Here is a 23,508-nt window from a genome sequence, read left to right as displayed (position 1 = left end):
CTACTGCAGGCCAAGCATCCTCCGATTGCGCGCCGGATCGGCGTCGCTGCCGGCGAAGTCGTCGAAGGCGCGAGTGGCCGGCTGGATCAGATGACGCTCGATGAAGGGTGCGCCTTCGGCAGCGCCCTGGGCCGCATCCTTCAGGCAGCACTCCCACTCCAGCACCGCCCAGCCGTCGAACCCGTACTGGGTGAGCTTGCTGAAGATGGCGCCGAAATCGATCTGGCCATCCCCCAGGGAGCGGAAGCGACCCGGGCGCTCGGCCCAGTCCTGGTAGCCGCCATAGACTCCGCTGCGGGCGTCGGGACGGAATTCCGCGTCCTTGACGTGGAACATGCCGATGCGCGCGTGATAACGGTCGATGAACCCCAGGTAGTCCAGCTGCTGCAGCAACAGGTGGCTGGGGTCATAGAGGATTCGCGCCCGAGGATGGTCGTCGACCGCCGCCAGAAAACGCTCGAAGGTGGCGCCGTCGTGCAGGTCCTCGCCTGGATGCAGTTCGAAGCACAGGTCGATACCCTCTTCGCCGTAGACGTCCAGGATCGGCCGCCAGCGCTGTGCCAGCTCGGCGAAGCCTTCGTCCACCAGACCGGCCGGACGCTGAGGCCAGGGATAGACATAGGGCCAGAGCAGGGCACCGGAAAAGGTCGCCACGGCCTTGAGGCCGAGGCGCCGGCTGGCCTTTGCGGCCAGCTTGAGCTGCTTGACCGCCCAGGCCTGGCGTTCATCCGGCCGGCCGCGCAGGGCCGGCGGGGCGAAGCCGTCGAAAGCCTCGTTGAACGCCGGATGCACCGCCACCAGCTGCCCCTGCAAATGGGTGGACAGCTCGCTGATAGCCACGCCTGCCGCGGCGCACTGGCCAAGTAGCTCGTCGCAGTAGTCCTGGCTGGCGGCCGCGCGTTCGAGGTTCGGGCATTGATGGCCCAGCGTCGGCAGCTGGATGCCCCGGTAGCCCAGGTCCGCCGCCCAGCGCGCGAGATGGGGCAGGGTGTCGAAGGGCGGCTGGTCATCGAGGAACTGGGCGAGAAAGATTGCCGGGCCCTTGAGCCCTGGGCGAGAGGTAGCGGCCATGGTCAGGCTCCTAGGGTCGGTAGTGGCGTCCAGGCACCCTGGCGCTGATGGCTGGCCAAGGCGGTTTCGATAAAGGCCAGGCCGCGCCAGCCGGTGGTGATGCCGGGCAGCCCCGCGGCGGGATCCGCCGGATCGCGGATGGCGGCGGCCAGGTCGCGGTAGAGATTGGCCAGGGCTTCGAGGTAGCCCTCCGGATGGCCGCCCGGCAACCGCAGCCGCTGCTGGGCACTGGCGCTTAGCCAGGGCTGGCCGAGACCCGCGCGCAGCGTGCGGGGCGGCTGGTCGAGACTGCGCTGCAGGAGGCTGTTGGGCTCCTGCTGATGCCATTCCAGGCTGCCCTGCTCACCATAGAGCCGGATACGCAGGCCGTTTTCCTCGCCTACACAGACCTGGCTGGCCAGCAGACTGCCGCTGGCACCCTCGGCGGTCTCGAACAGCACCATGACATCGTCGTCCAGGCGCCGGCCGGGCAGGTGGCTGCGCAGGTGGGCGCTGAGCCGGGAGATGCGCTGGCCGCTGAGGAACTCGGCGAGACTGAAGGCGTGGGTGCCGATGTCGCCCAGGCAACCGCCCGGGCCGGACGCGGCCGGATCGTCGCGCCAGGTCGCCTGCTTGTTGCCGGTGGCGGCAAGGTCCTGGGCGAGCCAGCCCTGCGGATATTCCACATGGATCTTGCGCAGGGCGCCCAGCTCGCCGCGGGCGACCCGCTCGCGGGCTTCCCATACCAGGGGATAGCCCAAATAGGTGTGGGCCAGGGCATAGCGCAGGGGGAGCGCGGCCAGGGTCTCCGCCAGGTGCTGCACCTGCGCCAGCGAGGTGCCGGCAGGCTTTTCGGAAAAGACGTGGAAGCCCGCGGCCAGGGCGGCCTCGGCGATGGGGACGTGCAGGTCGTTGGGCGTGACGATCACCAGCAATTCGACGCGCTGCTCGGCTGGCAGCTGGCGTTCTCCAGCCAACAGTGCCTCCCAGGACGCATAGACCCGTTCAGGTGCCAGGCCCAGCTCACGGCCCGAGGCGGCATTGTTGCCGGCATCGCGGCTGAAGGCGCCGCAGACCAGCTCCAGCGCGCCATCCAGCGCCGCCGCGCGACGATGGGCGGCGCCAATGAAAGCGCCCTGGCCGCCGCCGATCATGCCGTAGCGAATCCTGTGGCTGGTATGAGCCTGCATCCCCTGATCCTCCGGCTGCTATCGCGCTAGGTGTAACCGGTTACATTTTTTCGGCATTTGGCGGCCGCTGGCGGATTTAGTCAAGTGCCACTCAGGCGTATGGCTTGCCTGGCGGATTGCCTTTGCGCACAGTGGCAACCTTTCCATCGCTTACCGAGGCTGCATGTCCAACATTCGCCGGGTTGCCGAATTGGCCGGGGTATCGGTGGCGACCGTGTCGCGTACCTTGAAGAATCCCGACGTCGTGGCGCCCGCTACCCGCGAGCGCGTGCAGGCCGCCGTTGCCGCTGCCAACTATCGGCCCAACGGGATGGCCGTGCAGTTTCGCTCCCGTCGCACCGGCAACCTGGTGGTGCTGGTTCCGCTGATCGCCAACAGCTTCTTCGCCCGGGTCATCGCCGGCATCCAGCAGGCGGCGCAGGCGGCCGGTTATCGGGTGCTGTTGTGCGATACCGCTGGCGACGAACGCCGCGAGCGCGAATACGCCGAACTGGTCTATGCACGTCAGGCCGATGGGGTGATCCAGCTCCGCGCTTTCGATCCCTTTGCCGGCCAGGGCGACATACCGCCGGTGGTGAATGCCTGCGAAGTGCTCGCCGAGCACACCTGGCCCAAGGTCCGGCTGGACAATCGCGCCGCCGCGCGCTGCCTGACCGAGCATCTGCTGGCGCTCGGACACAGGCGCATTGCCCTGATCAAGGGGCCGGAAGACAGCCCGCTGACCCTGGAACGGCTGGCCGGCTACCAGGAGGCGCTGACGCAGGCGGACATTGCCCTGGATCCTGGTCTGCTGCACGAAGGCGACTTCACCCTGGCCGCTGGCGCCGCCGCGGCCAAGGCATTGCTGACGCTACCCGAGCGCCCGACCGCGCTGTTCTGTTGCAGCGACGAGATGGCGATCGGAGCGCTGCAGATCCTGCGGCGCTCCGGGTTGCGTGTCCCGGAAGACATCTCCCTGGCGGGGTTCGATGACATCGCCTTCGCTGCCTACACCGAGCCGCCACTGACCACCATTGCCCAGCCGGCGGAGGCCTTCGGCCAGCGCGCGGTGGCCATGCTGCTGGAGGTGCTCAACGGGGGTACGCCGGCTGCGCGAGAGGTGGTGTTGCCCTTCGAACTGAAGGTGCGGGGGAGCACCGGTGTATGTAGGTGAGCGCAGCTCTCCACCCATTGGGCGCTTGCCAGCAGTAGGCGTGAGCGAAGGCGGGCGCCGTCGCGGAACAGTCCTGGGCCGACCGGAGCAGTGAAGGCCGTCCGCAGGGCTTGCCATGCCTAGGCGGGATCACTCCGGATGCCGCAGCACCTCCGCGATAGCCGAGGCGACATGATCAACCCGTTCAGCGGTCAACCCCGCCACACAAAGCCGGCCATTATCGACCAGATAGATGCCGAAATCCTGCCGCAGGCGTTGCACCTCGGTCCTGCCCAGACCTGTATAGGAAAATAGCCCGCGGTGGCTACGAATCCGCTCACCGAGTGACCGGTCCGCGTGACCGAGGGCGGTCGCGAGCAGCTCGCGCATGGCGGAGGTGCGCTGGCGCATGTCATCCACGTCGGCTCGCCAGAGATCGGCGAGCTCGCTGCCCAACACCAGGTCCACCAGTTGCGCGCCATGCTGCGGGGGGCTCGAGTAGTTTCGTCTCACCGTGGCTTGCAGCTGGCCCAGCGCCCGGGCTGCCATTGCCGCCGAGGCGCAGACCACGGACAGGGTGCCGACCCGCTCGCCGTACAGCGAAAAGTTTTTCGAGCAGGAATAGCTCACGAGAAAGGTCAGGCCCGCGCGCTCCATTTCCCTGATGACGAAGGCATCTTCTTCCAGCCCAGTGCCGAAACCCTGATAGGCGCAGTCGACGAAGGCGATGAGCTCGCGCTCGGCCAGCACCTGGATGACCTTCCGCCATTGGGCGGTGGTGAGATCCAGGCCCGTGGGATTGTGGCAGCAGGGGTGGAGCAGGATGATGCTCCTGGCAGCCAGGCCGCTGAGGGTGTCGAGCATGTCCTGGAAGGCAAGCTCGGCGGAGGACGGACAGTAATAGGGGTATCTGCTGACTGAGAAGCCAGCGCCTTCGAAGAGGGCGACGTGATTGTCCCAGGTGGGATCGCTCACCCAGACGCCGGACTCCGGAAACCACCGCCGCAGGAAGTCCGCGCCTATCTTGAGCGCGCCCGATCCACCGACGGTCTGGATGGTAGTCACGCGGCCATCCGCCAGTGCCGGGCTGGCATCGCCGAACTGCAGGTGCTGAGCATTCAGTCGAAAACCTTCGTGGCCCTCCATGGGCAGGTACATCGACGGGGCCAGCGCTGTTTTTCGCAGATGCTGGTCAGCTGCCGCCACGGCCCGCAGGACCGGCAACCGGCCGGATGCGTCCGTGTAGACGCCGACACTCAGATTCACCTTCTCAGGCCGGCGGTCCTGCTGATAGGTCCTGATCAGGGAGAGGATGGGATCGCCCTGGTATTCGGTCAGGTGTTCGAACATCGTTATCCATTACCTGATCAATGAGATTTCCGGTCTCGCCGCCGCCAGTACCTGGCGCCACGCCGAGCGGCGGCCTTCGCTCGTCACATGCCAAGTCGCTGGAAGACATGGACGTTGCCTTTATCGACGCGAAGGGTAGCACCGCTCCGAATGGAGCATTCGGAGCAGGCGGGCCTAAAAAAACCATATCAGCAGCGATCTCGATCTTCAGGCAGTGGCTGCCCAGGACACGCCTCATTGCGGAAGCCTGTAGTCAGTCAACTGAAATCCAGTACGCTGTGGTGCCACGGTAAAACGAACAACAACGAGGAGGGGGCATGAACATAACGGGCATGCTGGTACTTGCAGGCTGCTACCTGTTGGGGTCCTGTATTGCCGGCTATGTGAGTGGCATCCCGGCCAGTGTCATCGGGATATTCATTCTGTTCGGCATGTTATTGCTGCTGCGAAGAGTGCCCGAAGGGGTGGATGCCATGGCTGGCAGTCTGCTTCGCTACCTTCCGTTGATGCTCGTGGTGCCGGCTGTTGGAATCATCGATGTCGATACGCTGGAAGTGACGGTCTGGCTGCGTCTGCTGCTGGTGATCGCGTTGTCCCTGGTGGTGACTGTTCCGCTGTGCGGCTTGCTGCTGCAATACCTGATAAGAAGAAAGACCGATGGCTGATCCCTATCTGGCGCCGTTACTGGCGTTATCCGTGACGCTTGCTGCCTACCAGGTAGCGTTGCTGCTGCAGCAGCGCCTGCGTCTGGTGATGCTGCAGCCGGTGCTGATCACCACGGCGCTCGTCGCGAGCCTGCTCTGGGCCGCCAGCGTGCCCTATGAGCACTATCGCAGCGCGAGTGGCACGCTTTCGCTGTTGCTGGGGCCTACGACCGTAGGGCTGGCAGTGCCCCTCTACCGAAATATCCAGCGCGTGATCTCCCTATCCGGGCCCCTTTTGGTCACGCTGTCCGTGGGTGGCATCGTGGGGGTGACCTTGACCCTTGCCTTGGGTTGGCTGTTCGGTTTGTCCCCGACCCTGGTGATGAGCCTGGCGCCGAAATCGGTGACCATGCCTATCGCCTTGCCCCTGTCCGGACATTTTGGCGGGCTGGTGTCCTTGACCGCCGTGATCGTCATGCTGACCGGCGTCATCAGCACGACGCTGGCCCTGCCGCTGCTCAAGCTGTTCAAGGTTGAAGATCCAGCGGCCAGAGGCCTGACCCTGGGCATGAACGGACATGCCATAGGCACGGCGCATGCACTGCGCGAAGGCCAGGAAACGGCCGCCTTTTCGGCACTCGGCATGATTCTCCTGGGAATAGCCACGGCGGTCCTGTTGCCGGTCGCCCTCGCGGTCTGAACGCGGACCTCCCGTTGCGGACTCGCGAGCGACCTCGATGTGCGCCTGACCGGCACGGCCGGATCGGCGTTGCGCCCTTGCAACGACGGTCAGGGCTGCGACCGGTCGAGATTCAGGTGTGGCAGGCCGCCTCTATCCGCGCCCTGAGCAGCTCCGCCAGCTGGTCGAAGAGGATCTGCACCGAACGCAGCGACAGGTTGTCCGGGCGGGTCAGCAGCCAGATGTCGGTGTCGCAGTTGTCGAGCGCGGCGCTCAGGCGCTCGACGCCGTCCAGGCTGCTGATCATGAAGTCGGGGAGGGCGGCCACGCCGAGCCCGGCGCCGACCAGGCTGCCCACCGAAGACATGCTGCTGCAGCGATAGCGGGGCGTGAGACTGGGATAGGCCTGGCGCAGCCAGGTGACCGACACATGATCGGCCAGGGAGTCATCGGGGGCGATCCAGGGCAGTTCGGTGGCGGCCCGGCCATAGCCGGCGCGATAGCGCTCATGCCCACAGACGAAATAGGAGCTGCGACCGAGGCGGCGCCCGATCAGGTGCTCGGGCGGCGCGTTCGACAACCGGAGGGCGATGTCCGCATCCCGTCTGCTCAGGCTGGCGAAGGTATTGGAGGTGGCGACTTCTAGGGCGACCGCGGGATAGCGTGGCATGAGTTCGGCGAGCCCCGGCAGGAGCAGGCTGCGCAGCACCGCATCGGTGCAGGTCAGGCGCACGGTACCACTGATGACGTTCTCACCCTGGGCCAGGGCGATCCGCGCCGCGTCGAGCGCCTGTTCGGCGCGCTCGGCCTGTTCGGCGAGGGCTTTGGCGCTCTGGGTGGGGGTGTAGCCGCGACGGTTCTTGTCGAACAGCGCGACCTGGAGATTGGCTTCGAGCTTGCGGATGGCGCGAAACACCGTGGAGACATCCACCTGCAACTGCTCGGCCGCTCTGGCCAGGGTCCTGCCGCGCACCAGGGCGAGAATCAGCTTGAGATCGGCATGGCCTATCTGATATTGCATCGGTGCATTGTTCCTTTGCCGATTCGCCGATATGGGTTGCGCTTATGCCAATTTATACTGGCCCAGCCCCGCAAGGGCAATCAGGTGGAAGGGCGGACCTTGGCAGACAGGGTCGGCGCCTGCAGCAACCACCACCCACAGCCACGCTGCCAGACCCGCACGAGCAAGCACAACGAAGCGGGCCAGCGTCAAGGATGCCCCTCATGAATTCGATATCCCCCCGCGTCGTCCAGCTCACCGAAGCCAACGGCTTTCTCAAGGAGCACCCCGAGATTCAGTACGTCGATCTGTTGATCACCGACATGAACGGCGTCATCCGGGGTAAGCGTGTCGAGCGGGCCAGTCTGTCCAAGGTCTATGAGCGCGGCATCAACCTGCCGGCCTCGCTGTTCGCCCTGGACATCAACGGCTCCACGGTGGAAAGCACCGGCCTGGGGCTGCACATCGGCGACGCCGACCGCACCTGCTTTCCCATCCCCGGCACCCTGAGCTACGAGCCCTGGCAGAAGCGCCCGACCGCGCAGCTGCTGATGACCATGCACGAACAGGACGGCTCGCCGTTCTTCGCCGATCCGCGCGAAGTGCTGCGGCGGGTGGTGAAGAAATTCGATGACCTGGGCCTGACCATCTGCGCCGCCTTCGAACTGGAGTTCTACCTGATCGACCAGGAGAACGTGAACGGCCGGCCGCAGCCGCCGCGCTCGCCGATCTCCGGCAAGCGGCCGGTCTCCACCCAGGTCTATCTGATCGACGACCTGGACGAATACGTGGATTGTCTGCAGGACATGCTCGAAGGCGCCAAGGAGCAGGGGCTGCCGGCGGATGCCATCGTCAAGGAATCCGCGCCGGCGCAATTCGAGGTCAACCTGCATCACGTCGAGGACGCCATCAAGGCCTGCGACTATGCGGTGCTGCTCAAGCGCCTGATCAAGAACATCGCCTACGACCATGAGATGGATTCCACCTTCATGGCCAAGCCCTATCCCGGCCAGGCCGGCAACGGCCTGCACGTGCACATCTCGCTGCTGGACAAGCAGACCGGGCGGAACATCTTCGCCACCGACGATCCGGAGCACCACGCGCCGCTGCGTCACGCCATCGCCGGCATCCTCGAAACCCTGCCGGCGTCGATGGCCTTCCTTTGCCCCAACGTCAATTCCTACCGGCGCTTCGGTGCCCAGTTCTATGTGCCTAACGCGCCGAGCTGGGGCCTGGATAACCGTACCGTGGCGGTACGCGTGCCCACCGGCAGCAGCGAGGCGATCCGCATCGAACACCGGGTGGCCGGTGCCGACGCCAATCCCTATCTGATGATGGCCTCGATCCTGGCCGGCATTCATCACGGCATGACCCAGCACCTGGAACCCTGCGCGCCCGTCAGCGGCAATTCCTACGAACAGCTCGAACAGAGCCTGCCCAACAACCTGCGCGATGCCTTGCGCTGCCTGGACGACAGCGCGGTGATGAACCAGTACATCAGCCCCGAGTACATCGACATCTTCGTCGCCTGCAAGGAAGCCGAGCTGGAGGAGTTCGAAACCACCATCTCCGATCTCGAATACAACTGGTATCTGCATACCGTCTGAGGAGCGTGACCATGACAATGCTGACGCAGCAGGACTGGGAGCAGCGCTACCAGCGGTTGACCGTCGAGTCCCGTGCCTTCATCGACGGGACCTACCGCGATGCCCTGGGTGGCGCGACCTTCGAGGATTCGAGCCCCGTGGATGGTCGCCATCTGGCCCAGGTGGCCAGTTGCATGGCCGAGGATGCCGATGCCGCTGTACAGGCGGCGCGGGCCAGCTTCGCCCGAGGCGACTGGGCGCACCAGGCACCGGCGCAGCGCAAGCGGGTACTCATCGCCTTCGCCGATCTGTTGCTGGCCCACGCCGAGGAACTGGCGCTGCTGGAAACCCTGGACATGGGCAAGCCCATCAGCGATTCCCTGGGTATCGATGTTCCGGCGGCGGCCAATGCCATCCGCTGGAGCGCCGAGGCCATCGACAAGGTCTATGACGAGGTGGCGCCGACCCCGCGCGATCAGCTCGGCCTGGTGACCCGCGAACCCGTGGGTGTGGTGGCCGCCATCGTGCCCTGGAATTTTCCCCTGATGATGGCCTGCTGGAAGCTGGGTCCGGCGCTCGCCACCGGCAACTCGGTGATCCTCAAGCCGTCCGAGAAGTCGCCGCTGACCGCCATCCGCATCGCCGGCCTGGCGCTGGAGGCGGGCATTCCCGCAGGGGTGTTCAACGTGCTGCCCGGCTACGGTCATACCGTCGGCCAGGCACTGGCGCTGCACCCGGACGTCGACACCCTGGTCTTTACCGGCTCCACCCGTATCGCCAAGCAGCTGCTGGTCTATGCGGGGGAGTCGAACATGAAGCGGGTGTGGCTGGAGGCGGGCGGCAAGAGTCCCAACCTCGTCTTCGCCGATGCCCCGGATCTGGCGGCCGCCGCCGAAGCGGCCGCGGCGGCCATCGCCTTCAACCAGGGTGAGGTCTGCGTCGCCGGCTCCCGGCTGCTGGTCGAGCGTTCGATCAAGGAGCGCTTTCTGGCGCTGGTAGTGGAAGCCCTGCGGGGCTGGGCGCCTGGCCACGCGCTGGACCCCAACACCCGCGTCGGTGCCCTGGTGGACGCAGGCCATCTGCGTACCGTGCTGGGCTTCATCGAGGCGGGCCGCGCCGAGGGCGCCCGACTGGTGAGCGGTGGCGGCCAGGCCCTGGCGGAGACTGGCGGCAGCTACGTGACCCCGACCATTTTCGAGGGCGTGGACAACGCCATGCGTATCGCCCAGGAGGAGATCTTCGGCCCGGTGCTCGCCGTGATCGAATTCGACAGCGAAGAAGAAGCGGTGCGCATCGCCAACGATACCCCCTATGGCCTGGCCGCTGCCGTCTGGACGCGCGATATCTCGCGTGCCCATCGCGTGGCGAGGGCCTTGCGCGCCGGCAGTGTCTGGGTCAACCAGTATGATGGCGGCGACATGACGGCGCCCTTCGGCGGCTTCAAGCAGTCTGGCAATGGTCGCGACAAGTCGCTCCATGCCTTCGACAAATACACCGAGCTCAAGGCGACCTGGATCAAGCTCTGAACAGGCGCGGCGACCCTGGCGGCGACGTCGGGGCGCAGGCAGAGGAATCACACCATGCAACAACACGTCGGTAGCTACTACGCAGCCTCCAGCAATCAGCCGGCTCCCTATTCCAGGCTCGAAGGCAGTGTCGAAAGCGACGTCTGCATCATCGGCGCCGGTTACACCGGGCTTTCCACCGCGCTTTTCCTGCTGGAGCACGGCTTCAGCGTGACGGTGCTGGAAGCGGCACGGGTCGGCTTCGGCGCCTCCGGGCGCAACGGCGGCCAGATCGTCAACAGCTACAGCCGCGACATCGATGCCATCGAGCGACAGTTGCCCGCCAAGCAGGCGCAACTGCTGGGGGAGATGGCCTTCGAGGGCGGACGGATCATTCGCGACCGTATCGCCCGCTACAACATCCAGTGCGATCTCAAGGATGGCGGTGTGTTCGCCGCACTGACGGGCAAGCAGCTGGGCCATCTGGAGGCCCAGAAAAAGCTCTGGGAGCGCTATGGCCATACCCAGCTGGAGCTGCTCGACGCGCGTGGCATTCGCGAGGTGGTCGGCACCGATCGCTATATCGGCGGCATGCTGGACATGAGCGGCGGTCACATCCACCCGCTCAACCTGGCCCTGGGCGAGGCGGCGGCAGTGGCCTCTCTGGGCGGCAAACTCTATGAGCAGAGTGCGGCCATCCGTATCGACCGCGGCGCCAACCCCGTGGTGCATACCGCCCAGGGTCAGGTGAAGGCGCGCTTCGTGGTGGTGGCCGGCAACGCCTACCTGGGCGGGCTGGTGCCGGAACTGGCCGCCAAGTCCATGCCCTGCGGTACCCAGGTGCTCGCCACCGAGCCGCTTTCCGAGGAGCTGGCGCGCAGCTTGTTGCCCCAGGATTACTGCGTGGAGGACTGCAACTACCTGCTCGACTACTTCCGCCTGAGCGCCGATCGGCGGCTGATCTATGGCGGCGGCGTGGTCTATGGCGCGCGGGATCCGGCCGACATCGAGGCCATCATCCGGCCAAAGATGCTGCAGACCTTCCCGCAACTCAAGGACGTCAAGATCGACTTCACCTGGACCGGCAACTTCCTGCTGACGCTGTCGCGGCTACCGCAGGTGGGCCGCCTCGGCGACAACATTTACTACTCCCAGGGCTGCAGTGGCCACGGCGTCACCTATACCCACCTGGCGGGCAAGGTGCTGGCTGAAGCCCTGCGCGGGCAGGCGGAGCGCTTCGATGCCTTCGCCGGCCTGCCGCACTATCCCTTCCCGGGCGGGCAGCTGCTGCGCGTGCCCTTTACCGCGCTGGGCGCGACCTACTACCAGTTGCGCGATCGCCTCGGTATCTGACCCTGTCCGCCCGCCTGATCCAGGCGGGCACTCTGGAGAATAGCCATGTCCCCTATGCCCCTGATCGGCGTGACGGCTTGCCGGCAGACGCTCGGCAAATACGATTCCCATACCGTCGGCGACAAGTACGTCGAGGCGGCAGGCCACGCCGGGCTGCCGGTGGTACTGCCGGCGCGCAGCGTGCCGAGCGATCCGCAGGCGCTGCTGGAGCACCTGGACGGCCTGCTGTTCACCGGCTCGCCGTCGAATGTCGAGCCCCATCACTATCAGGGGCCCGCCAGTCTGGCCGGTACCCACCACGATGCCTCCCGTGACGCCTACACCCTACCGCTGCTGCGGCTGGCCATCGATCGCGGCATTCCGGTGTTCTGCATCTGCCGGGGCTTTCAGGAGCTCAACGTGGCCCTCGGCGGCAGCCTGCATCAACGCGTGCAGGAGTTGCCCGGCCATGACGATCACCGCGAGCCCCAGGGCGAGCTGCTGGCCGAGCAATACGCATCCAAGCATCCGGTCCAGGTGCCGCCGGGCGGGGTGTTCGAGCGCCTGGGGCTGCCGGCGAGCTTCCAGGTGAATTCGCTGCACAGCCAGGGCCTCGATCGGCTGGCCAGTGGGCTGCGCGTCGAGGCCCGGGCACCGGATGGTCTGGTGGAGGGTGTGTCGCTGGCGGACGCTCCCGGTTTCGTCGTCGGGGTGCAGTGGCATCCCGAGTGGAATTTCCGCGAGAACCCCGAATCCCTGACGCTGTTGAACGCGTTCCGTGACGCCTGCCAGCGCCATGCCGCGTCGCGTTAGGCACCTTGCCGCGCACGCCGGACTCTGAAAACAATTCCAACAGCAGGGCAGAGACGCATGACTGAACAGAGCAAGGGCGCACCTGCAGGCGCCCCGGGCAACACCGGGCCGGAAGCCCTGACCGACCCGTCCGCCAAGGGTCTGGCGGCGGGGTCCCTGGGCCTGCTCGCCTGTGTGGTGCTGGGCATTTCCACCATCGCCCCCGTCTACACCCTGACCGGGGCCCTGGGGCCGACCGTGCGCGAGGTGGGTGTCTATCTGCCCGCGGTCTTTATCGTCGGCTTCCTGCCGATGCTGCTGGTGGCCCTGGGATACCGCGAGCTGAATGCCGTCGACCCGGACAGCGGCACCTCCTTCACCTGGTCGACCCGCGCCTTCGGCCCCATGATCGGCTGGATCGGTGGCTGGGGGCTGGTGACGGCCACCACCATCGTCCTGTCCAATCTCGCCGGGGTGGCGGTGGACTTCTTCTATCTTTTCCTCGCCCAGCTCAGTGGCCGGGCGGAGCTGGCCGCGCTGTCGCAGAACCTGCTGGTTAACATCGTCACCTGCTGCGTGTTCATCGCCATCGCGGTCTGGATCAGCTGCCGTGGCATCGGCATGACCATGAGCATCCAGTACGGTCTGGTCGCGCTGCAACTGCTGGTGCTGGTCGGCTTTTCGCTGGCGGCCTTCAACGCCGCGCCGCAGGTGGCGCCGGTAGTCTTCCACCCCGAATGGTTCAACCCCTTCAACGTCGAGTCCTTTTCCGCCTTCGCCGCGGGCCTGTCGCTGTCGATCTTCATCTTCTGGGGGTGGGATGTCTGCCTGACGGTGAGCGAAGAATCCGTGGGCAGCCAGAAGGTGCCGGGGCGCGCAGCGACCGTCACGGTGCTGCTGATCCTGATGCTTTACCTGTTCACTGCGGCGGCGACCCTGCAATTCGCCGGTATCAGCGATTCGGGTCTGGGATTGGGCAATCCGGAGATCCAGGAAAACGTCTTTGCCCATCTGGCCGGACCGGTGATGGGGCCGTTGGCGATCCTGATGTCCATCGCGGTGCTGGCCAGCACCGCCGCCTCCCTGCAATCCACCTTCATCTCGCCAGCGCGCACCCTGTTGGCGATGGGGCACTACGGTGCGGTCTCGCGCCGCTTCGCCCACATCTGCCCGCGCTCGCGTACGCCGCGCTATGCCACCATCGCCGCCGGCATCGCCACCGCCACCTTCTATGTGGTGATGCGCACCCTCAGCGACAACGTCCTGGCAGACACCATCACTGCCCTGGGCATGATGATCTGCTTCTACTACTCGCTGACGGCCTATGCCTGCGTCTGGTACTTCCGCCGCAGTCTGTTCGGCAGTCTGCGTCACGCCTTGCTGCGCGGCCTGTGCCCGCTGCTCGGCGCGCTCATCCTCTCGGTGATCTTCTGGCAGACCGCTGTCGCCAGCCTGTCACCGGACTTCGGCAGCGGCTCGCACCTGGGCGGCATCGGTCTGGTGTTCATCATCGCCGTGGTGATCCTGCTGCTAGGCCTGGTGCTGATGCTGTTCACCCGCTGGCGCGCCCCGGCGTTCTTTCAGGGCGCCACGCTGGAAGCGCTGCCGCATCAGGGCTGAGCCGGGCCTGCTGCCTCCCGTCCGCGACGTTCCTTTTCAGCGGACGGGATTGTCAGGGCGGACGCTACTGCCTCTTGCGGCGGGGAAGGGTGGCTAGTGGCCCAGAACCGGCGCGCCGGTCGCGCGTGCACCAGCGGGAAAGCCGTGGTGACGCGCCGCTGTCGCGATGGCGAGGGCGGCCAGCGACAGCACCAGCACGGCCCAGATCAGCGCTTGTGGGCCCGCCGTTTCCAGCAACACGCCGCCCAGAACGCCGCCACCGGCGATGGCACTGTTCCAGGTCACCACGTTCATCGCCAGCGCCGCGTCCGCGCCTGCGCCCGCCGTGTCGGCCAGGGCGGTCTGTAGCAGGGTGGCGGCGCCGCCAAACGTCAGGCCCCAGACGAAGATACCCAGGTACTGCGCCGTCGCGGAGTCGTGGCTCAGGCCCAGGATCACGGCAATCGAGGCGAAGGTGGCCAGGCTGACGAGGACGGCCCGGCGCAGACTGTGATCGACGATGCGACCGGTTATCCAGATGCCCAGCAGCGAGGCAGCACCAAACGTCAGCAGTACCAGATCGACTCGGTCACCGAGCCCCGCCTGGGCGACGAAGGGGGCGATGTAGGTGTAGAGAACGTTGTGGGCCAGCATCCAGGTAAAGACCACGGCGAGAATGGCGCGGATACCGGGCGTGGCGAGCACTTGGCGAAGCGGTAGCCGCTGGCCTTCCGTTTGCCCGGGATAGTCGGGCACCTTCGCCACGACCCAGACGATCAGGCCCAGCGTGAGTGCGGACATGGTGGCGAAAGCCAGTCGCCATCCCAGCAGACCGCCCAGCCAGGTGCCTAGGGGGACGCCCAGGGACAGGGCAATGGGCGTGCCGATCATCGCCATGGCCATCGCCTTTCCCTGCAAGCGCGGCGCCACCATGCGCCGGGCATAGCCGGCCAGCAGGCTCCAGGCGAGCCCGGCCGCGGCCCCCGCCGCGAAGCGCGCGACCAATGTCAGGAGGTAGTGGGTCGACAGCGCGGTGAGGGTATTGAACAGCAGGAATCCCAGGATGGTGGCGAGCAGCACGCGCCGTCGCCGCCAGTGAGCCGTCGCCATGGTGAGGGGAATCGCGGCCACCAGCGAGCCGGCGGCATAGGCGGTCACCGATTGTCCGGCCAGGGCGTTCGATACCCCGAGTCCCTGGGCTATCTCGGGGAGCAGCCCAGCGGGCAGGGTCTCGGTCATGATGCAGATGAAACCGGTCATCGCCAGCGCCAGTAGCGCCGCCACGGGTAGGCGTTCGGGATCGGGTGTCGAGGTCACGGGAAGATTCCTTAGATATGTATCGGTCGGTACATATCTAAGCAGCCGCGGCTTCGCGTGGTCAATGATTTTTGTATCGGTTAGTATATAAAGCAGGCAAGAGAGGAGATTCGCTATGGCTCAACTGGGACGTCCGCGGTCGTTCGATCGTACTCAGGCCATTGACGAGGCCATGCTGTTGTTCTGGCGCTACGGCTATGAGGCCACCTCGCTGAATCGGCTGAAAGCGGCGATCGGAGGCGGTATCACGGCGCCCAGCTTCTACGCCGCCTTCGGTTCGAAAGAGGCGCTGTTCAAGGAGGTGGTCTCCCGCTACATGGAAACCCATGGCCGGGTGAACGATCCCCTGTTCGACGAGGCCCTGGCGCCCCGGGAGGCGATCGCCTCGGCCCTCGGGCGTTCCGCGCGGATGCAGTGTGACGAGCAGTTGCCCAAGGGCTGCCTAGTGGCGCTCGGCACCCTGGGCTCCTATGCGGAAGAAGACTCCAGCATTCCACTGCCGCTGCGCGAAGCCCGCGCCCGGATCCGCAAGGGCCTGTTGGCGTGCGTCAGCCGCGGTATCGCCCGTGGCGACCTCGCGGAAGGCACCGACGCTCGCGCCCTGGCGACAGTGTTCGAAGGCTTGCTGCTGGGCATCTCACCCATGGCGCGGGATGGGGTGGCGTTGGTCGTCATCGAGGGCGCCATCGCCCAGGTGATGACGCTATGGGATGGCAACGCGCGCTCGACCGCAACAGCTCGACCAGACGCCTGATGGCCGTTGCGGATCAGGCGGATGCCTCTGGTCGACCGGCTTAGGCGCTCCTGGTCAATGTCATAGCTGCCTCGTGTCGCCCCTGGGAGAGACGACACCCGCACCCTTATCCCACCAGCGGCGGCGTCCGTGGCGGCACCACTCGCTTCGAACCGGTGGCCTCGTAGGCGGCGGCGAGCCTGAGGAGATTCGAGTCGTCATAGGCCCGCCCGGCAAAGGTCAGGCCCACCGGCATGCCGATGTCACTCATCACGCCCATGGGCACAGTGACGGTCGGTACGCCCAGGTGGCGAATGGCGAGGTTGCCATTGGCGACCCAGACGCCGTTGCTCCAGGCGATGTCGGCGGAGGCGGGATTGATCTCGGCATCGGCTGGCGCCACGTCGGCCACGGTGGGGAAGAGCACGGCGTCCAGTCCCTGGGCCTGCAGCCAGTCCTCCAGGTCGATTCTGCGCGTGTGTTCCAGACCGCGCAGGCCGTCGGCAAGGGTGGCGATCTCATCCCAGGCTTTCAGACCTCGCTCGGCCATGCGCACGTACTCGGCCATCCCGGCGGCCAGGTCGCCCTCGCGATTGGGCAGGGTGCCGGGTTCATGAGGGAAGATCAGCTCGCCTTCGACGTCCACCAGCCGGTTCAGGTTGGGGTCGTTGTTGTCGCGCAGGAAGGTGTCGAACCCCCAGGCGGAGAGATCCCAGAGTTCATCATGGAGAAACGCCTTGGAGACGATGCCGCGGTTGAACACCGTCGGCGCGCCGGGACGGTCGCCTTCGCAGTTGGAGACCAGGGGGAAATCCACCTCGACCACCGTGGCCCCGCCCGCTTCCAGGGCCGCGCGCGCCTGCTCCCAGAGCGCGATGACCGAGTCGCGGGTATGGATGCGCTGACCGGTTGGGCCGCCGATGCCTGGATTCTCGCTGGTGCCGGCGTCCGGATCACGGTTGATGAACATGCGCGGCACGCCAAGGCGTTTGCCGGCCAGGGCGCTGGCATCGACGGCGAGGTCGCCATAGCGGGCCGGGCGGACCTCCGAGGCCTTGGGCAGTGGTACCCAGGGCTGCAGGCGCCAGAGGTCGCCGGAGGTATCGGGATCGTCCGCCACCACCACGTCGAGCACTTCCAGCAGATCGGCCATGGTGCGGGCATAGGGCACCACCACGTCCATGGTCGGCGTCAGCGGCCAGTTGCCGCGCACCGAGATGACCCCGCGCGAGGGGGTATAGGCGCAGAGACCATTGTTGGAGGCTGGCCCGCGTCCGCTGGACCAGGTTTCCTCGGCCAGGCCGAAGGCGGCGAAGCTGGCCGCGGTGGCGGTACCGGCGCCGTTGGACGAGCCGGAGGCGAAGGGCGCGGTGAGGTAGCCGGCGTTGTAGGGGCTTTCGGCGCGCCCGTAGACGCCACGCTGCATGCCGCCGTTGGCCATGGGCGGCATGTTGGTCTTGCCCAGGCAGATGGCGCCAGCGGCGCGCAGCCGTTCGATGGTGAAGGCGTCGCGCTGGGCGACCAGGTCCTTGAACGCCGGACTGCCGGAGGCGGCGGTCAGCCCCTTCACCAGATAGCTGTCCTTGGCGGTGTAGGGGATGCCATCCAGCGGCCCCAGGCTCTCACCCCGGGCGCGGCGGCGGTCGGACTCGGCAGCTTCGGCCAGGGCGTCGGGATTGCGCACCACCACGGCATTGAGCGCGGTGGCGCTGGTGGGGGGGTCGTAGGCATCGATACGGGCCAGGTAGGCCTCGACCAGCTGCACCGCAGTGGTCTGGCCGGTTTCGAGTGCGCGACGCAACTCGGCGATGGAGCGTTCGGTAACTTCGATCATGGTGGGGTCGCCGTTGAGGATTCCGCTATACGGGAACGGCTGCTGACAGCCATCCCGGAAGAAAAAAGCACCGGTGCAGTGTACACCCGAAGCTTGCGGGGTTCTGATTGCGTACACGCATGGACGCCTTGCCGGACCGCCCATGCGGGGCGACTGGTCGAGCTCTATCATGGGAGGATTGCCGGGGTTCGCCGCTGCCGGGCCGACCTCTTTCCTTGGAGTCAATGATGCTGCAACGCCTATACAACGAGCGGACGGTCCTGCGCTGCTCCATCTTCGCCACGGTGCTCGTCGCGCTGGTGGGCATCGCCTTCGGGGTGCATTCCGGCTCCTACGCCATCGTCTTCGATGGCTTCTACTCGCTGATCGATGCGCTCATGAGCGGCATGGCCCTGCTGGTGGCCATGCTCATCCATCGACACGGCCTGGAGCTGGAGGGTGATCGCAAGCTCGCCGAGCGTTTCAACATGGGCTTCTGGCATCTGGAGCCCATGGTGCTGGCCCTGAACGGCAGCGTGCTGTGCATCGTCGCCTGCTATGCGCTGGTCAATTCGATCATCAGCCTGATGAGTGGCGGCAAGGAGCTGGAATTCGGCGTGGCACTGCTCTATGCGCTGGTGGCCGCGCTGGTCTGCTACGGCGTGGCGGCGCTGGAGCTGCGTATGAATCGGCAGATCCAGTCCGACTTCCTCAAGCTCGACATCAAGAGCTGGATCATGTCGGGCAGCATTTCCGCGGCCCTGGTGCTGGCCTTCCTGGTCGGCGCCCTGGCCCAGGGGACGGCCTATGCCTGGATCACGCCCTATATCGACCCCATGGTGCTGTCGATCATCTGCGTGCTGATCATCCCCGTTCCCTTCAAGACCGTCTGGCAGGCCTTCGCCGAGATCCTCATGGTGACTCCGCCGCAGCTCAAGCAGCAGGTCGATGAGGTGGCTCGCGGCATGGTCGCGCAGTTCGGTTTCCTCGACTACCGCGCCTATGTGGCCAAGGTCGGACGGGCGCGGCAGATCGAGCTGTACTTCATCGTGCCGGTCGGCTGGCCGGCCAAGACCCTGGACGAGTGGGACGCCATTCGTGACCAGATCGGCGAGGCCATTGGCGGCGAAGGCCCGGATCGCTGGCTGACCATCGCCTTCACCACCGATCCGGCCTGGTCGCGCTAGCGCCGCCTGGCTATCGCGGGGTGCACAGGCGCTCGACGTCCGCCGCAAGCTGCTGGAGGACGACGCGGTCCTCGGCCTGGCCGAGACTGGCCTCCGCCCGGGAGAGGGCCAGGCGGGAATGCCGCAGGCACTCGCGCCTGATGCGCGCATCGCCCTGAACCGCCAGGCGGGCGAGTGACTTCTGCAGGCGCATGCCCACCTCCACCAGGGGCGCGGCGTCGCGGCCCACGGGCAGGAAGAAATCGTCGAACAGGTCGTCCAGCGACAGTTCCGGCACCTCGATCTGCGGATAGCGAGGCTCGACCGGGTCGCGGGCGACGGTGAGTTCGGTCAGCAACCGTTGGGCACGGCCCAGGATGGCGATGGCGGTACCCGAGTCGCTGCGCGACGGCACCAGGGCCCCGGTGGCGATCTCGCCCAGGACCGTGAGGCCGAAGCGCGGATCCTGGTCATGTACACGCCGCGCATCCAGGCTGAAGGCCGTCCGTAGCTGGTCGTCCTTGTCGGGTGGCAGGCCGTCGATCCAGAGCAGCGGCTGCGCCGGATCGAGAAAGGCGCCGGGCAGGGCGGCCAGACGCAGGCGGCCCCGCTTGCCGCAGAGGTCGGCCAGCAGAGACATGTCCACCCGTTGCAAGTAACCCGTGCGATCGGCCATTACCGGTCGGCCGGGCGGCGGTTCGTCGACCGGCGCCGCACGCCCGCCGAGATAGGGATTCGCCAGCCAGCGCTTCAGGCTGTGCTGGGCGGCGGCTTCGATACTGTCGCTGGTGGCATCCAGCTGGCCCAGCCGCGAGAGATGATCGATCCAGCGCAGGAGCGTGAAGACGATCAGCAGGATCACCACCAGGGTCACGGTGAAAAGCACCACGCGGCCGTTGTCGCCATAGAGCCCGGTACTCAGGGCGATGATGCCCACCAGGCTGAACAGGAAGGAGCCGAGAAAGGTGGCCAGGGCGTTTTGCGTGGTGCTGTCTTCGAGCAGCAGTGGATAGGCGCGGGGCGTCACGCTGCTGGCGGCGGCGTTGTAGGCCGTCACCATGGTGCTCAGCGAGAAGGTGGTCACCGCCAGCATACTGCTGGCGATGATGGTGAGGATCTTGTCGACGGCATCGGCACCGACCTTGGTCGGCAGGCCGGCCGGAATGTGGTCGCGCAGCAGCAGGGCGAGGAGGGCGGTCGCCACGCCGGCGACCGAGAAGAGCGTGGCGCGAAACCACAGGCGGCGCTGCAGGCCGCGCAGGACCCAGCCCAGTCGAGCCAGCATCAGCCTCAGCCCATCGTCTGGGGAACGGGAGTGGCGCGCAACTGGGCGAGGCGCTGGTCAGCCTGTTGCTGGAGTTTGTCGCGCATCTGCCGGGCGGCTTCGCGGGCGTCGCCAGATTTCAGCCCATTGCGGTCGGCATCGACGGTGGTCAGCACCGCACCGAGGGCGCCGTGCAGCAACCGGCCACCGGCCAGGGCATCGCTGCGCAGCGGTTCGATGGTGAGGGGCGTGGCAGTGACCGCGAGATCCAGCGCTTCCAGGCACAACTGGGCGGTAGCGATGGGAATCTGCACGGCATTGGCCGCGGCCAGGTTGAGCGCCTGCTTGCGGCGCTCGCCTTCTTCGGTGGCACCGCTGGCCTGGCGATCGGCTTCCAGGTAGTTGGCGAAGGCCTGGACATCGGCGTCGGCGCAGGTGCTCAGGGCTTCCTGCAGCCGCTCGCCCAGGGCGATCAATTCGGCATGGCGGGTCACGGGCTGGCGCTGCTGGCTGAGCTTGAGGCCCTTGAGAATCAGCGCCACACCCAGGGACGCCGCCACACCGGCCACCGCGCCGCTACCGGGGGTTGGCAGGGTAGAGCCGGTACCGTCGCGGAATTGGGCGAGGGTCTGCTGCCAGAGAGTAGAGGTTTCGTTCATGCCAACCGCCTGCAAGCAAAGGGTAAGGGAATCGGTCATGACCGACCGCTAATAGGATCGTCCGAAACGGCCGAGGTTCGCTGGCTAAGTGCAATAAGCGACCGGTCCCTGGGCCGCCATCGTTCGATTCCTGTCGTACTGGCGAGGGGCCTTCAGGTATCGTGGGCTTGAAACAATAAGTTACAAGGAGCTTGATGTGGATCCTGCTGCGCTCGCCTGGGTCGCCCATGACACCCGGCTGATCTTCTGTTGCCTGGCCGCCATCCTGGCCATTGTCCTCCTCATCGCCGTTACCCGGCTGCCGCCCTTTCTGTCCATTCTCATCGGCACCTTCATCGCCGGCCTGGGCGCTGGGCTGCCGGCCGAGGCTGTCGCCAAGGCCTTCAGCAAGGGCGCCGGCAGCATCCTGGGCGAGGCCGGTATCATCATTGCCCTGGGCTCGATGCTGGGTGCCGTGATGGCCGAATCGGGCGCCGCCGATCGCATCGCCAGCACCCTGCTGGGGCTGGGCAAGGGCCGCAGCCTGCCCTGGGTGATGGCCCTGGTGGCCATGGTGATCGGCTTGCCGCTGTTCTTCGAGGTCGGCCTGGTGCTGATGGTGCCCATCATCTTCGTCATGGCGCAGCGCTCGGGCCAGCCGCTGTTGCGCATCGCCATTCCGGCGCTGGCGGGCATGACCACCCTGCATGCCCTGTTGCCGCCGCACCCCGGTCCGCTGATCGCGGTGGGGGCGCTGCATGCGGATCTCGGCCTGACCATGCTGCTGGGGCTGGTGATCGCCATCCCGGCGGTGATCCTGGCCGGGCCGCTGTATGGCGGCTGGCTGTCGCGACGCATGGTGATCGAACCGCCAGCCGCGCTGGGCGAGCTATTCAGCGCCCGTGACCAGAGCGCGCACCAGCCGGGCTTTGGTCTGTCACTGCTGGTGATCCTGCTGCCAGTGCTGCTGATGCTGGGCAGTACCTTCGCCAAGGTCGCCCTCGACCCGCACAGCGGTCTGGCGGAAGGCCTGAAGTTTCTCGGCGAACCCTTGATCGCCCTCGGTCTCGCGGTACTGGCCGCCACCGTGCTGCTCGGTTGGGGCAGCGGCATGCCCCGCGAGCGGGTAGGCGGGGTACTGCGCAAGAGCCTGGCGCCCATCGCGGCCTTGCTGCTCACCATCGGCGCCGGCGGCGGCCTCAAGCAGACCCTGCTCGACGCCGGCGTCAGCCATACGGTGGCCAAGGTGGCCGAGGGCGCTCATCTGCCCTACATCCTGCTGGCCTGGCTGATCGCCGTGGCCCTGCGCCAGGCGACCGGCTCGGCAACGGTCGCCACCACCACCACGGCTGGTATCCTGGCGCCGGTGGTGGCAGGGCTCGCCGGTCCCCAGGCCTCACTGATCGCCCTGGCCATCGGTGCCGGCTCGGTGTTCTTCTGCCACGTCAACGATGCCGGTTTCTGGATGGTGCGTGAATACTTCGGTCTGGAGCTCAAGCAGACGCTGTGGGTCTGGTCGGTGCTGCAGACCCTGGTTTCCGTCACCGGCCTTGCAGGTACGCTATTGTTGTCGCTTTGGATCTGACGAACACCTGCCCATGGATAACGACTCCACCTCGAACCGGCCGCGGCGCCGCGATCTCTTCCTCGGCTTCTTCGGCCTGGGCATCACGGCCTTCGGTGGGGTGCTGCCGCTGGCGCGGCGCTACCTGGTGGAGAAGCGGCGCTGGCTGTCGGGGGAGGAATTCACCGAATTGCTCGGCCTCTGCCAGTTCCTGCCAGGCGGTAACATCATCAACCTTTCGGTGGCGGTGGGCATGAGATTCGCCGGCTGGAGCGGCGCCCTGGCCGCTGCCGCCGGGTTGCTGGTGGGGCCGACCCTGGTAGTGGTCGGCCTGGGCGTGCTCTACGACCGCTACCATGACGACCCCCTGGTGGGCCGCGCCTTCGCCGGTCTCGCGGCCGCGGCCGCCGGCCTGCTGGTAGCCATGGCAATCAAGCTCATTCAACCCTTGCGCGGTCGCTGGCTGGCCTTGGGCATCGCCTGCCTAGCCTTCCTCGCCCTGGCGCTACTCAAGTTGCCGCTGCTCTGGACCATGCTGGTGCTCACCCCGATCAGCGTCCTGCTCAGCTATCGGCAGGGCCTATGAGCGCGACCCTGCTGGCCCTGGCGCTGATCTTTACCCAGCTCTCGCTGCTGGCCTTCGGCGGTGGCAACTCGGTGTTGCCGGAGATGCAGCGCCAGGTGGTGACGGTGCACGGCTGGATGAGCGCCGCCGACTTCGCCGCCCTGTTCGCCCTGGCCCAGGCGGCGCCCGGTCCCAATCTGATGATCGTGCCGCTGATCGGCTGGCACGTAGCCGGCTGGCCGGGTCTGCTGGTGACCTCCCTGGCTAAGTTCGTGCCGTCCTCGCTCCTGACGTTGGGCGTGCTGCACCTCTGGCAGCGCTTCGCCGACCGCCCCTGGCGTCGCCATCTGCAGGCCGGACTGGTGCCGGTCACCGTCGGCCTGGTAGCCGCCAGTGCCTGGCTGGTGGGCGTGAGCGTGGCCACCACGCCGCTGTGGGTGCTGATCCTGGCGGCGGGTGCTCTGGGGTCGCTATTTACCCGCTGGCATCCGCTGTGGCTGCTGGCCGGCGGGACACTGGTCGGGATAGTGTTTGGTAGCTAAGCCAAAAAAGCTGGGCAAGATCGTCTAGCCATCGACCCGAGGACATC

General features: G+C 66.6%; 21 protein-coding genes. 13 read left to right on the top strand and 8 right to left on the bottom strand.

What is annotated here, in order from left to right; translation table 11 throughout:
- Window positions 1–1,071 (bottom strand): sugar phosphate isomerase/epimerase family protein, encoded by a 1,071-nt coding sequence (locus tag ACWPW1_RS13390; protein WP_454253163.1) that lies wholly within the window; start codon window positions 1,069–1,071, stop codon window positions 1–3.
- Between the two features lie 2 nt (window positions 1,072–1,073).
- Window positions 1,074–2,240, bottom strand: coding sequence for a Gfo/Idh/MocA family protein (locus tag ACWPW1_RS13385; protein WP_454253162.1), 1,167 nt, complete (start codon window positions 2,238–2,240; stop codon window positions 1,074–1,076).
- A 163-nt stretch (window positions 2,241–2,403) separates the two neighbouring features.
- On the opposite strand from ACWPW1_RS13385, the gene ACWPW1_RS13380 reads away from it, so the two are divergent.
- Window positions 2,404–3,393, top strand: coding sequence for a LacI family DNA-binding transcriptional regulator (locus ACWPW1_RS13380; RefSeq protein WP_454253161.1), 990 nt, complete (start codon window positions 2,404–2,406; stop codon window positions 3,391–3,393).
- A gap of 129 nt (window positions 3,394–3,522) precedes the next feature.
- On the opposite strand, the gene ACWPW1_RS13375 is transcribed toward ACWPW1_RS13380, so the two are convergent.
- A complete protein-coding gene (locus tag ACWPW1_RS13375; protein ID WP_454253160.1) occupies window positions 3,523–4,722 on the bottom strand; it encodes an amino acid aminotransferase in 1,200 nt (399 codons plus the stop codon).
- A 317-nt stretch (window positions 4,723–5,039) separates the two neighbouring features.
- On the opposite strand from ACWPW1_RS13375, the gene ACWPW1_RS13370 reads away from it, so the two are divergent.
- On the top strand, window positions 5,040–5,387 hold the full coding sequence (locus ACWPW1_RS13370; protein ID WP_271655150.1) for a CidA/LrgA family protein: 348 nt from the start codon (window positions 5,040–5,042) through the stop codon (window positions 5,385–5,387).
- Window positions 5,380–6,066 carry an LrgB family protein gene (locus tag ACWPW1_RS13365; protein ID WP_454253159.1) on the top strand — a complete coding sequence of 229 codons (687 nt, stop codon included), beginning with the start codon at window positions 5,380–5,382 and terminating at the stop codon, window positions 6,064–6,066. Before ACWPW1_RS13370 ends, ACWPW1_RS13365 begins: the two co-directional genes overlap by 8 nt.
- Before the next feature lie 112 nt (window positions 6,067–6,178).
- Here ACWPW1_RS13365 and ACWPW1_RS13360 read toward each other — a convergent pair whose 3' ends face one another.
- A complete protein-coding gene (locus ACWPW1_RS13360) occupies window positions 6,179–7,066 on the bottom strand; it encodes a LysR family transcriptional regulator (RefSeq protein ID WP_271655148.1) in 888 nt (295 codons plus the stop codon).
- A gap of 203 nt (window positions 7,067–7,269) precedes the next feature.
- Between ACWPW1_RS13360 and ACWPW1_RS13355 the strand changes: the two genes are divergently transcribed.
- Genes ACWPW1_RS13355 through ACWPW1_RS13335 form a run of 5 tightly spaced genes read left to right on the top strand, consistent with a single transcriptional unit; the run spans window position 7,270 to window position 13,880 of the window.
- Window positions 7,270–8,652 (top strand): glutamine synthetase family protein, encoded by a 1,383-nt coding sequence (locus ACWPW1_RS13355; protein ID WP_454253158.1) that lies wholly within the window; start codon window positions 7,270–7,272, stop codon window positions 8,650–8,652.
- A gap of 11 nt (window positions 8,653–8,663) precedes the next feature.
- Window positions 8,664–10,157: an aldehyde dehydrogenase gene (locus tag ACWPW1_RS13350; protein ID WP_454253157.1), complete on the top strand. Its 1,494-nt coding sequence runs from the start codon at window positions 8,664–8,666 to the stop codon at window positions 10,155–10,157.
- 54 nt (window positions 10,158–10,211) lie between these two features.
- A complete protein-coding gene (locus tag ACWPW1_RS13345) occupies window positions 10,212–11,489 on the top strand; it encodes an NAD(P)/FAD-dependent oxidoreductase (protein WP_454253156.1) in 1,278 nt (425 codons plus the stop codon).
- Window positions 11,490–11,534: 45 nt separating this feature from the next.
- Window positions 11,535–12,281, top strand: a complete 747-nt coding sequence (locus tag ACWPW1_RS13340; RefSeq protein WP_454253155.1) for a gamma-glutamyl-gamma-aminobutyrate hydrolase family protein — start codon at window positions 11,535–11,537, stop codon at window positions 12,279–12,281.
- Window positions 12,282–12,338: 57 nt separating this feature from the next.
- Window positions 12,339–13,880, top strand: coding sequence for an APC family permease (locus tag ACWPW1_RS13335; protein WP_454253154.1), 1,542 nt, complete (start codon window positions 12,339–12,341; stop codon window positions 13,878–13,880).
- A gap of 93 nt (window positions 13,881–13,973) precedes the next feature.
- Here the strand turns inward: ACWPW1_RS13335 and ACWPW1_RS13330 are convergent, their stop codons facing one another.
- On the bottom strand, window positions 13,974–15,119 hold the full coding sequence (locus tag ACWPW1_RS13330) for an MFS transporter (protein WP_454253922.1): 1,146 nt from the start codon (window positions 15,117–15,119) through the stop codon (window positions 13,974–13,976).
- A 172-nt stretch (window positions 15,120–15,291) separates the two neighbouring features.
- Between ACWPW1_RS13330 and ACWPW1_RS13325 the strand changes: the two genes are divergently transcribed.
- Entirely contained in the window at window positions 15,292–15,930 is a 639-nt protein-coding gene (locus ACWPW1_RS13325) for a TetR/AcrR family transcriptional regulator (protein WP_454253153.1), read from the top strand.
- A gap of 106 nt (window positions 15,931–16,036) precedes the next feature.
- On the opposite strand, the gene ACWPW1_RS13320 is transcribed toward ACWPW1_RS13325, so the two are convergent.
- The gene (locus ACWPW1_RS13320; protein WP_454253152.1) at window positions 16,037–17,743 is read right to left on the bottom strand and encodes an amidase; all 1,707 of its coding nucleotides are present in this window, start codon (window positions 17,741–17,743) and stop codon (window positions 16,037–16,039) included.
- A gap of 227 nt (window positions 17,744–17,970) precedes the next feature.
- Here ACWPW1_RS13320 and ACWPW1_RS13315 point away from each other — a divergent pair, with 227 nt between their 5' ends.
- Window positions 17,971–18,909: a cation diffusion facilitator family transporter gene (locus ACWPW1_RS13315; RefSeq protein WP_313647328.1), complete on the top strand. Its 939-nt coding sequence runs from the start codon at window positions 17,971–17,973 to the stop codon at window positions 18,907–18,909.
- Between the two features lie 10 nt (window positions 18,910–18,919).
- Here the strand turns inward: ACWPW1_RS13315 and ACWPW1_RS13310 are convergent, their stop codons facing one another.
- Both ACWPW1_RS13310 and ACWPW1_RS13305 read right to left on the bottom strand, forming a co-directional pair.
- A complete protein-coding gene (locus ACWPW1_RS13310) occupies window positions 18,920–20,173 on the bottom strand; it encodes a DUF2254 domain-containing protein (RefSeq protein ID WP_454253151.1) in 1,254 nt (417 codons plus the stop codon).
- A gap of 5 nt (window positions 20,174–20,178) precedes the next feature.
- On the bottom strand, window positions 20,179–20,811 hold the full coding sequence (locus tag ACWPW1_RS13305) for a cyclodeaminase/cyclohydrolase family protein (RefSeq protein ID WP_059315206.1): 633 nt from the start codon (window positions 20,809–20,811) through the stop codon (window positions 20,179–20,181).
- Window positions 20,812–21,007: 196 nt separating this feature from the next.
- Here ACWPW1_RS13305 and ACWPW1_RS13300 point away from each other — a divergent pair, with 196 nt between their 5' ends.
- The 3 genes from ACWPW1_RS13300 to ACWPW1_RS13290 are packed head-to-tail and all read left to right on the top strand — an operon-like array spanning window position 21,008 to window position 23,461.
- Window positions 21,008–22,375, top strand: coding sequence for a GntT/GntP/DsdX family permease (locus ACWPW1_RS13300; RefSeq protein ID WP_313647330.1), 1,368 nt, complete (start codon window positions 21,008–21,010; stop codon window positions 22,373–22,375).
- 13 nt (window positions 22,376–22,388) lie between these two features.
- Window positions 22,389–22,940, top strand: a complete 552-nt coding sequence (locus ACWPW1_RS13295) for a chromate transporter (protein ID WP_454253150.1) — start codon at window positions 22,389–22,391, stop codon at window positions 22,938–22,940.
- The gene (locus ACWPW1_RS13290; protein WP_059315203.1) at window positions 22,937–23,461 is read left to right on the top strand and encodes a chromate transporter; all 525 of its coding nucleotides are present in this window, start codon (window positions 22,937–22,939) and stop codon (window positions 23,459–23,461) included. The genes ACWPW1_RS13295 and ACWPW1_RS13290 overlap by 4 nt, the downstream gene beginning before the upstream one ends.
- The last annotated feature ends 47 nt before the right edge of the window (window positions 23,462–23,508 follow it).

The sequence above is a fragment of the Pseudomonas sp. Marseille-Q7302 genome (assembly GCF_965111925.1).
This window is presented reverse-complemented; position numbering and strand designations above follow the sequence as displayed.

Bases quoted from the DNA above. Each gene is read 5' to 3' on its own strand.
- ACWPW1_RS13330 (WP_454253922.1), bottom strand. From the start codon at position 15,119: ATGACCGGTTTCATCTGCATCATGACCGAGACCCTGCCCGCTGGGCTG.
- ACWPW1_RS13325 (WP_454253153.1), top strand. From the start codon at position 15,292: ATGGCTCAACTGGGACGTCCGCGGTCGTTCGATCGTACTCAGGCCATT.
- ACWPW1_RS13360 (WP_271655148.1), bottom strand. From the start codon at position 7,066: ATGCAATATCAGATAGGCCATGCCGATCTCAAGCTGATTCTCGCCCTG.
- ACWPW1_RS13320 (WP_454253152.1), bottom strand. From the start codon at position 17,743: ATGATCGAAGTTACCGAACGCTCCATCGCCGAGTTGCGTCGCGCACTC.
- ACWPW1_RS13385 (WP_454253162.1), bottom strand. From the start codon at position 2,240: ATGCAGGCTCATACCAGCCACAGGATTCGCTACGGCATGATCGGCGGC.
- ACWPW1_RS13380 (WP_454253161.1), top strand. From the start codon at position 2,404: ATGTCCAACATTCGCCGGGTTGCCGAATTGGCCGGGGTATCGGTGGCG.
- ACWPW1_RS13295 (WP_454253150.1), top strand. From the start codon at position 22,389: ATGGATAACGACTCCACCTCGAACCGGCCGCGGCGCCGCGATCTCTTC.
- ACWPW1_RS13315 (WP_313647328.1), top strand. From the start codon at position 17,971: ATGCTGCAACGCCTATACAACGAGCGGACGGTCCTGCGCTGCTCCATC.
- ACWPW1_RS13345 (WP_454253156.1), top strand. From the start codon at position 10,212: ATGCAACAACACGTCGGTAGCTACTACGCAGCCTCCAGCAATCAGCCG.
- ACWPW1_RS13365 (WP_454253159.1), top strand. From the start codon at position 5,380: ATGGCTGATCCCTATCTGGCGCCGTTACTGGCGTTATCCGTGACGCTT.
- ACWPW1_RS13335 (WP_454253154.1), top strand. From the start codon at position 12,339: ATGACTGAACAGAGCAAGGGCGCACCTGCAGGCGCCCCGGGCAACACC.
- ACWPW1_RS13390 (WP_454253163.1), bottom strand. From the start codon at position 1,071: ATGGCCGCTACCTCTCGCCCAGGGCTCAAGGGCCCGGCAATCTTTCTC.
- ACWPW1_RS13340 (WP_454253155.1), top strand. From the start codon at position 11,535: ATGTCCCCTATGCCCCTGATCGGCGTGACGGCTTGCCGGCAGACGCTC.
- ACWPW1_RS13370 (WP_271655150.1), top strand. From the start codon at position 5,040: ATGAACATAACGGGCATGCTGGTACTTGCAGGCTGCTACCTGTTGGGG.
- ACWPW1_RS13355 (WP_454253158.1), top strand. From the start codon at position 7,270: ATGAATTCGATATCCCCCCGCGTCGTCCAGCTCACCGAAGCCAACGGC.
- ACWPW1_RS13305 (WP_059315206.1), bottom strand. From the start codon at position 20,811: ATGAACGAAACCTCTACTCTCTGGCAGCAGACCCTCGCCCAATTCCGC.
- ACWPW1_RS13310 (WP_454253151.1), bottom strand. From the start codon at position 20,173: ATGCTGGCTCGACTGGGCTGGGTCCTGCGCGGCCTGCAGCGCCGCCTG.
- ACWPW1_RS13290 (WP_059315203.1), top strand. From the start codon at position 22,937: ATGAGCGCGACCCTGCTGGCCCTGGCGCTGATCTTTACCCAGCTCTCG.
- ACWPW1_RS13375 (WP_454253160.1), bottom strand. From the start codon at position 4,722: ATGTTCGAACACCTGACCGAATACCAGGGCGATCCCATCCTCTCCCTG.
- ACWPW1_RS13350 (WP_454253157.1), top strand. From the start codon at position 8,664: ATGACAATGCTGACGCAGCAGGACTGGGAGCAGCGCTACCAGCGGTTG.